The organism is Spirosoma harenae (assembly GCF_054776975.1).
This window is the reverse complement of sequence record NZ_BAAHBD010000026.1, coordinates 1-13036: the sequence shown is the minus strand read 5'-3', so window position 1 is coordinate 13036 and position 13036 is coordinate 1. Positions and strand designations below refer to the sequence as shown.

Here is a 13036-nt window from a genome sequence, read left to right as displayed (position 1 = left end):
ACGAAGTTAAAATTGAATTTATCAAAGAATAAAAGCGCATTATTCGCAACAGAAAAGGTTAGGTCTTAAACTTTTCCGATATTTTTTAATTTCTCTCTCATACCGTTTTAATGTCGCGACGCTTGGTTTGTGTACAAGCAACACAGATACAAGTAATGCAGCGCCGGAATTTCCCTTCGATTTTGCTTTATGGATTCGGATTGGCTCTAGCTCTTTCGCTGGGGTTCAATGGGTTTCTGTTGTATGATCAAAGCCGACAGCGTAGCATGTACGAATCTGAATTAATCAGTTTAGTACACCCGGCAGATCTGATGATTTGGCAGCAGCAACTTTCAGATTGTAAACGATCCAATCAGCAGAAAGACAGCTTGATTGTGCGACTGGAACACACGTTCAACGTACCTACCAATCAGCCCGTCACCGTTCAACGTACTCCAGCAAAATAAAATCTTACATAATTATTAACCCTCACTATTCTACCATGCGAAGGCCAACCTGAAGAATGAAACGAACTCAACTATCCCATTTCAGCAATGTCAATTGGCCGATGCTAATCTTAAAAACGTTAAAAATACTTATGAAGCGAATCCTGATGCTAATGAGCTTGTGCGCCTTGTTTTACGCGACAAGTTGTACTCACAAAGAAGAAGAAAAAGAAGAAGAAGCTGAGTTTCAGGTCACAAGTCCCTTAAAGGCAGACACTACGATCACCAATCAGTATGTGGCTCAGATTCATGCTATTCAGCATATCGAGTTGAGGGCGCTGGAAAAAGGCTATCTGCAGAAAATCTATGTAGATGAGGGGCAGCTTGTCCGAAAAGGGCAGCTTATGTTCCAGATTCTGCCCATACAATACCAGGCTGAACTGCAAAAAGCTGAAGCTGAAGCCAATTTCGTAGGTGTCGAATACCGTAACACCAAAGCGCTTGCAGACAGCAACATCGTTTCTAAAAACGAATTAGCGTTGGCGAAAGCAAAGCTCGACAAGGCAAATGCTGAAGTGTCCTTAGCAAAAGTTCATTTAGGCTTTACGGAAGTAAGAGCGCCTTTCGACGGCATTATGGATCACTTCCAGGTACGACTCGGTAGCTTAGTTGACGAGGGGGATTTACTAACCACCCTGTCGGATAACAGTAAAATGTGGGTTTACTTCAACGTACCGGAAGCCGAATATCTGAACTATAAAAGCCACACGCAGCAGGAAAACATGGATCATGTAAACCTGTTGATGGCGAACCAACAGCTATTTAAATATCCCGGTGTTGTACAAACCGTTGAGGCTGACTTCAACAACGAAACGGGTAACATTGCTTTCCGGGCCACATTCCCGAACCCAAATGGGCTATTGCGTCATGGTGAAACGGGTAATATCCAGATGACCCTGCCACTTAAGAATGCCCTGATTATCCCCCAGAAAGCGACCTTCGAAGTGCTGGAAAAGAAGTATGTCTACGTGATCGATAAAGAGAATAAGGTTCGATCGAGGGAAATCACGATTGGCGCGGAACTGCCTCACATTTTTGTTGTAAAAAGTGGTCTTGCTCCAACCGATAAGATCCTACTGGAAGGCTTACGGCAGGTAAGAGAAAACGAAAAAATACACGCCAAATTCGTTCAGCCTGCTTCTGTTATCTCTCATTTAGAGCTTTATGCCGAGTAACTCAACAAGTTTAAAAACCGGAAGATATGTTTAGTAAATTCATACGAAGACCTGTATTCGCTATTGTAATATCGGTCATGATTGTCTTCATTGGGGTACTGGCTATCAAGCAATTGCCGATTTCTCAATTTCCTGACATTGCTCCTACGACCGTAAATATATTTATTGCCTATCCCGGATCAAGTGCTGATGTACTGGTAAAATCCACCCTGATTACGCTGGAACAGGCGATCAACGGGGTACAGGACATGCGCTACATCGCTACGGATGCCACCAGTGCTGGGGAGGCTACCCTCCGGATCATTTTCGAACCGGGGACGGACCCGAATGACGCCGTTATCAGGGTAAAAACCAGGGTTGACCAGGTTATGCCCCTCCTACCCGAACTGGTTCAACGGGAAGGGGTAATTATTACACCGATTCAGCCATCCATGCTGATGTATGTCAACCTCTATTCGAAGGAAAAGAGCATTGACGAAAAATTCCTGTTCAACTACGCTACCGTTAAAATGATCCCTGAAATTCAGCGGACCAGAGGGGTAGCGCGGGCGCAAATATTGGGTAGCCGTCGGTATGCCATGCGGGTTTGGTTGAATCCTGAGCGCATGCGGGCTTACAAGATTTCCACGGAAGAAGTCATGAAGGCTATCGGTGAGCAGAGTATCATCGGTCGTCCGGGCCGGATCGGGCAAAGCTCTGGTATTGCGGCCCAATCGCTGGAATATGTATTGACCTATAAAGGACGCTATAACAAGCCGGAAGAGTACGAATCGATCATTATCCGGGCCAATCCTCAGGGAGAAAGCATTCACTTACGGGACATCGCCCGAGTGGAATTGGGCAGTGAATTCTTTGATATTTATTCGAATCTGGATGGTCACGCGTCGGCCGCTATTGTCTTGCGGCAAAACTATGGAAGTAATGCCAGCGTGGTTATTGAAGAAGTAAAGAAGAAGCTTGAGGTAATGAAAGAGTCATTTCCTCCAGGGGTCGACTATAAAATCAGCTATGACGTATCTACCTTCTTAGATGCCTCTATCGAGCAGGTAATTGACACGTTGCGCGATGCTTTCTTACTGGTTGCCCTGGTGGTATTTATATTCCTCGGCGACTGGCGTTCTACTCTGATTCCAATCCTTGCCGTTCCGGTATCCCTGATTGGGGCCTTCTTTGTGATACAGGCATTTGGGCTTTCTATTAACCTGATTACGCTCTTCGCACTGGTACTGGCTATCGGTATTGTGGTCGATGATGCCATTGTGGTGGTGGAGGCCGTACACGCCAAGATGGAGGAAAAGCCGTATTTGACGCCTTTTGGTGCGGTCAGGCAAGTATTGGGGGAAATCAGTGGGGCTATTATTGCGATTACCCTTGTGATGGTGTCGGTGTTCCTACCAATCTCCTTCATGTCGGGTCCGGTCGGTACATTCTATCGTCAGTTCTCGATTACGATGGCTAGTTCGATTGTGATTTCGGCCCTGATCGCTCTGACGCTCACGCCTGTGTTGTGCGCCATGCTGTTGAAAAATCATCATGGACACGCCCGGAAGAAAAGCTTATTGACCAAAGCACTCGACAGCTTTAATCGGGGATTTGATAAAATGACCGGACGATACGTGGGTCTGTTACGCTTAATCGTCAACAAACGCTTGGTTACGTTCGTCATCCTATTAGTGTTCGGACTTGGAATAGCTTATGTGAATCAGATTCTGCCAGCGGGCTTCATTCCGAACGAAGACCAGAGTACGATTTACGCGATTATCCAGACACCACCGGGTTCTACGCTGGAAAAAACCAATGAAGTTTCCCGACGACTTCAGCGAATTTGCGAAGAGGTTCCAGGCATCGAATCGGTATCGTCGCTAGCTGGTTACGAGATTATGACCGAAGGTCGGGGTTCCAACGCGGGTACGTGTCTGATCAACCTGAAACCCTGGGGAGATCGCGATAAGAATGTGAAAGAAATCATGGAAGAGCTGGAGGTTAAATCGAAAAACCTCGGTGCGACCGTCGAATTCTTCGAGCCACCAGCCATTCCTGGTTTCGGTACATCGGGCGGTTTCTCCATGCGTTTACTGGATAAAAACACCGATACCGACTACGCGGAGTTCGATAAAATCCAGAAGGAGTTTATGGATAATCTGGCAAAACGGAAAGAGCTGACAGGCTTGTTCTCCTTCTTTGCCGCCAACTATCCGCAGTACGAACTGGAGATCGACAATAATCTGGCCATGCAAAAAGGCGTATCCATCGGGAAAGCGATGGATAACCTCAACATCATGATCGGTAGTACGTACGAACAAGGGTTTATTAAATACAACCAGTTCTTCAAAGTGTATGTGCAGTCTGATCCTAGTTTTCGAAGACTTCCGTCCGATCTGTTAAGTCTGTTTGTGAAAAACGATGCGGGTGAAATGGTACCTTACTCGGCCTTTATGAAGTTGAAAAAAGGGCAGGGTCCTAATGAAATTACCCGCTTCAATTTGTACAATTCAGCCGCTATTCAGGGGCTACCGGGTAAAGGCTATACCACAGCCCAGGCTATTGCCGCCATTCGGGAGGTAGCCGCTAAGACGCTGCCGAAAGGGTACGACATTGCATTCGAAGGTCTTTCCTATGACGAATCGATTCGGGGTAACGAAACCTTATATGTGTTCCTAATTGTGGTGGCGTTCGTGTATCTGGTGTTAGCCGCTCAATACGAAAGCTTCATCATTCCGCTGGCCGTTTTAACCTCACTACCGGTTGGGATATTCGGATCGTTCCTGATGCTAAAAATGATGGGGCTCGAAAACAACATCTACGCCCAGATCGGACTCATCATGCTGGTTGGTCTGTTGGGTAAAAACGCCGTACTGATCGTGGAATTTGCCGTACAGAAACGCCAGCAGGGAGAAACGATTCTGAATGCCGCCATTGAAGGAGCCAAAGTTCGTTTCCGCCCAATCCTGATGACCTCATTTGCCTTCGTGGCCGGTCTGATTCCGTTGATCGTTGCACACGGTGCAGGCGCTATCGGTAACCGAACGATTGGTGGTTCTGCCATGGGTGGTATGTTATTCGGAACCATTTTCGGGGTAATCATCATCCCTGGATTGTACTACATTTTTGGCAATCTGGCCGACGGCCGTAAGATGATTAAGGATGAAGAAGGTGATTCGTTAACCGATAATCTGGTTCATTCAGTCGATATTTTTCCCCAACCTGAAGAAAGTGAAGTCAATGAGCATTAAACGAGTCATAAGTTGGGGGGGAATAGTAAGCATTACCCTACTCAATTTCTCCTGTAACGTACCGTATCTGGTTTCGAAAACAGAGAATAAAGCAGTCCCTGTGAGCTATAACGGCTCACAGGACTCTACCAACACGGGCAAGATGGCCTGGCATCAATTCTTTACCGATCCCAATCTGGCTGCCCTGATCGATACGGCGCTGCATAACAACCAGGAACTAAATATTACGTTACAGGAAATTCAGATTGCCAACAACGAAGTGTTAGCCAGAGCCGGGGCCTATCGTCCTTTTGTTGGCCTGGGTGGTGGCGCTGGTGTTGATAAAGTCTCTCGATATACGAGTCAGGGGGCCGCAGATGAAGTGTCAGAGATTAAACCTGGTATACCAACGCCAGCCGTTCTGCCAAATCTCTATTTTGGTGCGACGGCTAGTTGGGAGGTGGACATTTGGCGTAAACTGCGGAACTCTAAAAAAGCCGCTGTTCAACGGTACCTGGGTTCTATTGAAGGACGAAACTTTCAGGTTACTAATCTGGTAGCCGAAATCGCTAATTCGTATTATGAGTTGATGTCGTATGATAATCAGTTGGAGATCATACAGCGGAACTTGGTTATTCTGAACAATGCCCTGTCGATAACAAAACAGGAGAAAGAAGCCGCTAAAGTAACCGAACTAGCTGTACGCCGATTCGAAGCGGAAGTATTCAAAACACAAAGCCTACAATACGAAATTCAGCAGCGTATTGTTGAAACGGAAAACCATATCAATTTCCTTGTTGGTCGGTTTCCGCAGCGAGTTCAACGAAATTCTCAGAATTTCGGCAACCTGGTACCGTCAAAAGTGGCTGCGGGTATCCCGCCCCAATTGCTGGAAAACCGGCCTGACATTAAGCAGGCAGAATGGAATCTGGAAGCAGCCAAACTAGATGTAATGGTGGCCAGAGCTAACTTTTATCCTTCATTAACGCTTCGCGGATTTTTGGGAGTGATGTCCTACAATCCGTTGTACATACTAAATACGCCAGAGTCGATAGTTGCTTCGCTGGTTGGGGATTTAGTTGGGCCGATCGTTAATAAGAATGAAATCACGGCTACTTACAGAAGTGCGAATGCCAAACAGATACAAGCTGTTTATAATTACGAGAAAACGGTTTTGAATGCCTACATCGAAGTAGCCAACCAGTTGTCGAACATAAACAATCTGGAACAAAAGTATAATTCAAAAAACAGTCAGGTTGAAGCGTTAACTGCCTCAACCAGTATTTCGCTCAAGTTATTCACCTCAGCCAGAGCTGACTATATGGAAGTGCTGTTAACTCAACGGGATGTATTGGAAGCTCGAATGGAATTGATTGAGACTCGTAAGCAGCAATTAAATGCACAGATCAATGCGTATCGGTCTTTAGGTGGTGGCTGGCGATAAACGATTACCCTGGATTGCTTTATACGTTGTAAAACCCTAAAAGGCTTTTCCTTTTAGGGTTTATTTTTGTGCATAGTTGATCCTAAAATTATGTCATCCTGACCGAAGGGAAGGATCTCAATATTTCCTACTACGCAAGTAAGGATACTTTAAGATCCTTCCCTTTGGTCAGGATGACAAATGAGCCTATTACTATGCCTTACTATTTTGGCTCCGGCGTCGTGTTACCGCCATCAATTACAAACCGCCACTGACCATTGCGCTGGCGTTTCCAAACGGTCACGTATACACCAAATTGGGTCTTTTTCTTACCAGAATCATCTTTTCCAGTAAGCATCCACTGCCCAAACGTATAGCCTAATTCGCCTGATTGCGCGGCATCGGCTTTCAGAACTTGCCAGGTCAGAACCGGGCCGTTGGCTGGTAGACGACTCATCTGCGCCCGGAGTGAATCAAACCCAACTGTAGGGGCTGCCCCGTCATTTAGTTTAATCACATCATCCGACGCGTAGGTCGTAAATGCTTTCGCCATGCCTTGTTTTTCAGAAAGAAGGCTAAAATTCTGGTCGGCCTCACGAATTTCGTCAATGGCTTTCTGGCGTACTGCCGCAGCCGGATTCATGGATCGTGGACTATCCGTGCTCGTCCGGCAGGACGTAATTGTAAAACCAAGAACTAAAAGAGATAATGCGTACTTCATGAGTCAGGTGAACAGATTGGTGATGTTTTGGCGTAAATTTGCGGAATGAATTACGATTAGTGAAAACACGTCCACAATAAATCGTAATTCGAACATCGTACATCGTCATTATACTATGTCTCGCAATTTCAAAATTGGCCTGTTCCTCACCGTTTCTATTCTGCTAACGACATTTACCTTTTACTTCTGGCAAGTTTTCAAAAGTCCCAATCTCCAGGTAAAAGATGGCGACAAAATGTTTGCGCTTCTCATTCCGAGAGGAGCCACCTTCGAATCGGTCATCGATACGCTCAAGACGCATAAAGTTCTCAATGATGAAACATCGTTCCGGTTTCTGGCCAAGATGATGAAATACCCTGAGTTGGTTAAAGAAGGTCGGTATGAAATCAAACCTAACATGGGTAACCGTGAAGCATTGGTTAAACTTCGCAGTGGGAATCAGGATGCTATGCCGGTTACGTTCAATAGCATGCGGCAAAAAAGTGATCTGATCCAACGCCTGGGAAGCAAATTCGAATTTGGTTCAGAAGCGTTAGGTAAGTTATTGAACGACCCAGCAACCTGCGAAAAATTTGGCTTCGATACGACAACCATCGTCTGTATGTTTTTGCCCAATACCTATGAGATGTTCTGGACGATTAAACCCGAAGCTCTGTTAGAACGAATGGGTACGGAATACAAGAAATTCTGGACACCCGACCGTCAGGCCAAAGCGAAAGAATTGAATTTGACGCAAACGCAAGTGCAAGTACTTGCGTCTATTGTAGCAGCTGAAACCAACAAACGAGATGAGCAACCGCGCGTAGCGGGTGTTTATCTAAATCGTCTGAAACAGGGCATAAAACTGGAAGCCGATCCAACCGTCATTTTTGCTCTGCGTGATTTCACCATTCGTCGACTACTGAACCGTCAGCTCACCGTCGATTCACCGTATAACACCTATCGACACACCGGCCTCCCTCCCGGCCCGATCAATCTACCATCACCAGCCACCATCGATAATGTTCTGAATGCAGAGAAACACGATTATCTGTATTTCGTGGTCGATGCTAAATTCAACGGCTATCACACATTCTCGAAAACGATGGCAGAACACCTGGCCAACGCCCGCCTATATCAGCAGGCCCTCACTCGAATGAAAATTATGAAATAAGTTTTTGAACGATGAGTGATAACCGGGCCACCGGAGCGGTTATCACTCATCACTGCTTTCCTATGATTATTCACGACGTTACGAATATTCGGGTGCGTTATTATGATACCGATCAGATGGGGATTGTGTATTATGGTAACTATGCCCGTTTTTATGAAATAGGCCGCGTTGAAGCATTGCGCAACCTGGGACTGACGTACAAAAAAATGGAAGAAGACGGGATTTCGATGCCCGTCTATGACCTGAATTCTCGCTTTATCCGTCCAGCGAAATACGATGATTTGCTAACGATTCGGGTCACCATTTCGCAATTACCCAAAACCCGAATGATGTTTGATTACGAAATCTTTAATCAGGATGGACAATTGCTTAACACAGGTCAGACAACGCTTGTGTTTGTAAGAACCGAAACAGGGCGCCCCTGTGCAGCCCCGCCAGAACTTGTTCAGGCCGCCAAACCTTTTTTTGAACAGTAGGTTTCAAAAGTAGTCGGTAGTCGTTTAGCTTAAGACTTTAATTGGGGTATTCCTGTGTCTGTATCCTCACAGGCGCCTGTGCGTCAGCAAAGATCAGCTTACCGGAAAGGTGTCTGTGAGGACACAAACAAGGGAGTTACGTTAAATTTTGTTGGAGAAACAGGGCATAACGGCTGACCTCACTTAACCATCATCGACAACTATGTTTGACAAAATACTGGGTTTTAAGGCGTTAAGAGGAGTTCGGGTTTGGTTGCTCGACCATCATCCCTTTAACTCGAAAAGCACCTGGTATACCTTTTTGAAGCGGATGCTCGCCCAGATCACAGATAATGATACCAGCGAGCGAGCAGCTTCAGTGTCGTATAGCCTGATTCTGGCCGTTTTCCCGACCGTTATTTTCTTTTTCACGCTGATTCCGTATGTACCCATTCCGGATTTGGAAGAACAGATCATGGGGTTTCTTCAGCAGGTTTTACATGGCGATACCTTCAGTTCGGTCGATACAACCATTCGGGATATTATTAATCGTCCAAGAAGTGGTGTATTATCATTGGGTTTCTTTCTTGCTTTGTACTCAGCAACGAGTGGATTAGTGGCCCTAATGCAGGCATTTAACTCTTCATACCACTCATCCGAACGACGAAGCTTTCTCAAAATCAGACTCATTGCGATTGGTCTAACGTTTACGCTGGCTTTTGCTTTACTATTGGCTGTTGTTGTCCTGATTATTGGTGGTATTGTCAGCGATTATTTGCTCCGCTTCGGCATTTTCAACAATGTCGTCTTCGTCAACTTATTGACACTCGGACGGTATCTGGTCGTTCTCGCTGTATTTATTGCCACCGTCTCGGTCATCTATCGTTTCGGACCAAACGTCAATATGAAATGGATTTTCATTTGGCCAGGCGCTATTACAGCGTCTATTCTGATTGTACTGACGACACTTGGTTTCTCGTTTTATGTCGCCAATTTCGGCTCATACAATAAACTTTATGGGTCTATAGGAACGCTGATTGCGTTGATGATCTGGATCAATCTAGTCTCCCTCCTACTCATTTTAGGGTTTGAAATGAATGTGTCACTTTATAATCTCGAAGGGGATAAAAATCCGAGTGTAGCGGCAAAAACAACAAACGCCACCTCATAATTCGAGATGACGTTTGCAAAACCTAACCCATAAATGTAAAGCACACGTCTCAAACACAGGCGCCACGAATGACGCAATGGATACGTGTTCGCTTTAGGATGGCGAAAAGTGTGCCAACTTCCTCGATACCGAAAAATAAATTATTAATGTTTTGTCATATACAAAAACAGTGACAAACCGAGGGCAGAATCGTCTGTAATACAGCCTAAAACTGTTTATTACCGATTGCGATGGGCCAGACAAATTCCCTGCCAATCAATTCTGACCCCATTTTGTGCTCTCCGCTGGTTTCGGTTATATGTATCTGTTACAATCACCAGGATTTTGTTCTTGAATCTCTCCAATCCGTCATCAATCAAACGTATTCCCCGATTGAATTAATTGTCATTGACAACGGAAGTACCGACCAGTCTGTCGAATATATTACCAAATTTATTCAGCAGCATCCTACTACTTTGTTCATCAAAAATCCAGTCAACTTAGGATTGACTCGGGCTTTCAATCAGGGACTTCAATTAGCTCGTGGCCAATTCATCATTGATCTGTCAGCCGATGATGTGTTTTTGCCGACCCGAATTGCTAAACAGGTTTTGCTATTCAACCAGTTACCGAATTCATACGGTGTTATTTTTTCTAATGCAGCGTACATCAACACAAATGGCCAACAAATCGGCTTTCATTATCCTGTTGATAGTCAAGGTCGGGCTTGCAAAGCCGTGCCAACAGGTCATGTATTTAAGGATATTCTGAAGGCGTATTTTATTTGTTCGCCCACTATGATGATTCGCCGGAATGTATTGACCCAACTTGGTGGGTATGATGAATCACTATTTTATGAAGATTTTGATTTTTGGGTGCGCTCATCGAAGTATTATCAGTATGCATATCAGGATGAGATACTTACCCTGAAACGACAGTTGAGCAATTCTCTCTCTGCACAAATTAGTCTACCATCAAACAGCCTTTTATTATCTACATACATTGTTTGCCGGAAAGCCTACGATCTATGCGAAACTTCCGACGAATATCGAATACTGGCAAACCGCATTCAAACGTTCATCCGCAAAGCCTTTTATGTCGGACAATTTGACTTAGCAGGTCAATTTGGAATGCTTCTCTACAGAATAGCCAAACCAGATCAATTAACCTGCCTAATTCTTGTTTTGAGTCGCCTACAAGTACCTATTAACAGGCTTTATCGATTGTATATACAGTTTCGGAGGAAACCGCGTTAGGCCGATTATCGTTTATTAGTTACAGTGTTCACCCCAAGTACTTATTCGTTAATTGAAAACTAACTACCGAACACCGTAAACCGAAAATTGCCATGTCTGCTGAATTTATTAAGTTATATCCCGAAAACCCCGATCCACGTCGAATTGCTCACGTAGTCAATGCGTTACGCGACGGGGCAGTCATCATCTATCCAACCGATACGATTTATGGTATGGGCTGCGATATCCACAACACCCGAGCGGTAGAACGAGTAGCCCGAATTAAGGGCATTAAGCCTACGAAAAATGACTTCTCGTTTATCTGCTACGACCTGAGCCATATCGCCGATTATGCACGAGTGAGTAATCAGGCGTTTAAACTAATGAAAAGCGTATTACCAGGGCCATTTACATTTATTCTCCAGGCAACGAATCAGGTCCCTAAACTGCTTAATACCAACAAGAAAACAGTTGGTATTCGCGTACCTGACAACGCCATTCCTCGCCAGATTGTCCATGAATTAGGGAATCCAATTATTACAACGTCAATACGGGACGAAGACGAAATCATTGAATATTCGACGGATCCGGAGTTGATTTTTGAGAAATTTCAACATCAGGTCGATATGGTGATTGACGGTGGATATGGCGGCAATGTTGCATCTACGATTGTTGATGCCACCGATGATGATTTTACGATCGTCCGTCAGGGGCTGGGCGAATTAGTACTTTGAAAAGTTGCAATAAGAAAGTATACTTGCATCGTAGGGTTAGTACTCTTTCAACACAACCGACCATAGCGGCAAGGTTATTGCTCAGTGGAACTAGAAGATTATCAGCCCATTTGCCCTAGATCTACCTTTTTTGCAACTGTTATTTAACCTCAATTAAGTAGTATGCGTTTTCCCCTGGCCGCGCTCTCTTTGCTGGCTCTTAGTTCCCTCACCAATTGTGCGACTGAATCGAAAGAAGATTCGTCAAAAAAAGGCAAAATCACGGCTGAAGCCTCCGCAGAACCCGTTGCCGATTCGTCCAAAACGCCAACGCCTGCACCTACAGCATCGACGGGATCTGCCAACACTGGCGACGCTACGCTCGACTCGATGACTTATGCCCCAACCGGAGCGATTCTGCCAGGCAAACGGATTTTTGCTTACTATGGCAATCCTCATTCTAAAAAAATGGGGATTCTTGGCAAGTATGAAAAGGATGAAATGTTGCAGCGATTGGATAAAGAAATTGCGAACTGGCAAAAAGCAGATCCGGCTACACCCATTCAGCCTGCTTTGCATTTAGTGGCTATTTCGGCTCAGGGCGCTCCGGGTAAAGATGGCGGTTATCGACTGAGAATGTCGGACAAAACCATCAAAAAAGTCATTAAATGGGGAAATGAGCATAAATCCATCGTTTTCCTGGATATTCAGCGGGGCCATGCTGATTTGGGTGGCGAAATGGAATACCTGACGAAATACCTGAAATTACCGTTCGTTCACCTCGGTATCGACCCCGAGTTTTCAATGGTGACTGGTCATAAGCCAGGTACAAAAATTGGTAGCTACGATGCGGCCGATGTTAATCAGGCCGTGCGATTTTTGAGCAAAATAGTTAAAGACAATAATTTGCCTCCGAAAGTGCTGGTCGTTCACCGCTTTACGCAGGGTATGATTAAGAATTACAAAAATATCAAGCTCGACCCAAACGTACAGATCGTAATGGACATGGATGGCTGGGGTCCACCAGTTCTGAAAAAAGACTCGTATCATGACTATATTCAGAAAGAGCCTGTTCAATACACAGGATTTAAACTGTTCTACGACAACGATTTCCGCAAACCGGGTTCACGTATCATGACTCCTGAAGAGGTTTTAGCCCTAACGCCGAAGCCAATGTATATTCAATATCAATAAGTTAATTCAGATACAAACAAACATGAGTCATCCCGAATTTTTGGTCTGACTAAAAAAGCGAAAACCTCCTGAACTTTGTGGTCGCCAAACTACAAAACAGGAGGTTTTCTAATGAATACT

Annotated in this window: 11 protein-coding genes; 10 read left to right on the top strand and 1 reads right to left on the bottom strand. The window is 45.0% G+C overall.

What is annotated here, in order from left to right; genetic code table 11:
• The first annotated feature begins 110 nt into the window (after nt 1-110).
• From ACYVE4_RS24390 to ACYVE4_RS24375, 4 genes are all read left to right on the top strand, one after another.
• Nucleotides 111-446: a hypothetical protein gene (locus tag ACYVE4_RS24390; RefSeq protein WP_461042883.1), complete on the top strand. Its 336-nt coding sequence runs from the start codon at nt 111-113 to the stop codon at nt 444-446.
• Between the two features lie 131 nt (nt 447-577).
• Nucleotides 578-1660, top strand: a complete 1083-nt coding sequence (locus ACYVE4_RS24385; RefSeq protein ID WP_461042881.1) for an efflux RND transporter periplasmic adaptor subunit — start codon at nt 578-580, stop codon at nt 1658-1660.
• Between the two features lie 26 nt (nt 1661-1686).
• Nucleotides 1687-4893, top strand: coding sequence for an efflux RND transporter permease subunit (locus ACYVE4_RS24380; RefSeq protein ID WP_461042880.1), 3207 nt, complete (start codon nt 1687-1689; stop codon nt 4891-4893).
• Entirely contained in the window at nt 4883-6316 is a 1434-nt protein-coding gene (locus ACYVE4_RS24375; protein ID WP_461042879.1) for a TolC family protein, read from the top strand. Before ACYVE4_RS24380 ends, ACYVE4_RS24375 begins: the two co-directional genes overlap by 11 nt.
• Before the next feature lie 202 nt (nt 6317-6518).
• On the opposite strand, the gene ACYVE4_RS24370 is transcribed toward ACYVE4_RS24375, so the two are convergent.
• Nucleotides 6519-7016 carry a YybH family protein gene (locus ACYVE4_RS24370; RefSeq protein ID WP_461042878.1) on the bottom strand — a complete coding sequence of 166 codons (498 nt, stop codon included), beginning with the start codon at nt 7014-7016 and terminating at the stop codon, nt 6519-6521.
• Nucleotides 7017-7131: 115 nt separating this feature from the next.
• Between ACYVE4_RS24370 and mltG the strand changes: the two genes are divergently transcribed.
• The 6 genes from mltG (at nt 7132) to ACYVE4_RS24340 (ending at nt 12916) form a co-directional block, all read left to right on the top strand.
• A complete protein-coding gene (mltG, locus tag ACYVE4_RS24365; RefSeq protein WP_461042877.1) occupies nt 7132-8169 on the top strand; it encodes an endolytic transglycosylase MltG in 1038 nt (345 codons plus the stop codon).
• Nucleotides 8170-8231: 62 nt separating this feature from the next.
• Nucleotides 8232-8645: an acyl-CoA thioesterase gene (locus ACYVE4_RS24360; protein ID WP_461043014.1), complete on the top strand. Its 414-nt coding sequence runs from the start codon at nt 8232-8234 to the stop codon at nt 8643-8645.
• 202 nt (nt 8646-8847) lie between these two features.
• Nucleotides 8848-9795: a YihY/virulence factor BrkB family protein gene (locus ACYVE4_RS24355; RefSeq protein WP_461042876.1), complete on the top strand. Its 948-nt coding sequence runs from the start codon at nt 8848-8850 to the stop codon at nt 9793-9795.
• A 230-nt stretch (nt 9796-10025) separates the two neighbouring features.
• Complete coding sequence (locus tag ACYVE4_RS24350; protein ID WP_461042875.1) at nt 10026-11030, top strand: glycosyltransferase; 1005 nt, start codon at nt 10026-10028, stop codon at nt 11028-11030.
• Nucleotides 11031-11122: 92 nt separating this feature from the next.
• Nucleotides 11123-11743: an L-threonylcarbamoyladenylate synthase gene (locus tag ACYVE4_RS24345; protein ID WP_461042874.1), complete on the top strand. Its 621-nt coding sequence runs from the start codon at nt 11123-11125 to the stop codon at nt 11741-11743.
• 162 nt (nt 11744-11905) lie between these two features.
• Nucleotides 11906-12916: a hypothetical protein gene (locus tag ACYVE4_RS24340; protein WP_461042873.1), complete on the top strand. Its 1011-nt coding sequence runs from the start codon at nt 11906-11908 to the stop codon at nt 12914-12916.
• Nucleotides 12917-13036 lie beyond the last annotated feature (120 nt).

What these genes read in the sequence shown, in the direction of transcription:
- ACYVE4_RS24340 (WP_461042873.1), top strand. Translation starts at nt 11,906, where the DNA reads ATGCGTTTTCCCCTGGCCGCGCTCTCTTTGCTGGCTCTTAGTTCCCTC.
- mltG (WP_461042877.1), top strand. Translation starts at nt 7,132, where the DNA reads ATGTCTCGCAATTTCAAAATTGGCCTGTTCCTCACCGTTTCTATTCTG.
- ACYVE4_RS24350 (WP_461042875.1), top strand. Translation starts at nt 10,026, where the DNA reads ATGGGCCAGACAAATTCCCTGCCAATCAATTCTGACCCCATTTTGTGC.
- ACYVE4_RS24380 (WP_461042880.1), top strand. Translation starts at nt 1,687, where the DNA reads ATGTTTAGTAAATTCATACGAAGACCTGTATTCGCTATTGTAATATCG.
- ACYVE4_RS24375 (WP_461042879.1), top strand. Translation starts at nt 4,883, where the DNA reads ATGAGCATTAAACGAGTCATAAGTTGGGGGGGAATAGTAAGCATTACC.
- ACYVE4_RS24370 (WP_461042878.1), bottom strand. Translation starts at nt 7,016, where the DNA reads ATGAAGTACGCATTATCTCTTTTAGTTCTTGGTTTTACAATTACGTCC.
- ACYVE4_RS24390 (WP_461042883.1), top strand. Translation starts at nt 111, where the DNA reads ATGTCGCGACGCTTGGTTTGTGTACAAGCAACACAGATACAAGTAATG.
- ACYVE4_RS24345 (WP_461042874.1), top strand. Translation starts at nt 11,123, where the DNA reads ATGTCTGCTGAATTTATTAAGTTATATCCCGAAAACCCCGATCCACGT.
- ACYVE4_RS24355 (WP_461042876.1), top strand. Translation starts at nt 8,848, where the DNA reads ATGTTTGACAAAATACTGGGTTTTAAGGCGTTAAGAGGAGTTCGGGTT.
- ACYVE4_RS24385 (WP_461042881.1), top strand. Translation starts at nt 578, where the DNA reads ATGAAGCGAATCCTGATGCTAATGAGCTTGTGCGCCTTGTTTTACGCG.
- ACYVE4_RS24360 (WP_461043014.1), top strand. Translation starts at nt 8,232, where the DNA reads ATGATTATTCACGACGTTACGAATATTCGGGTGCGTTATTATGATACC.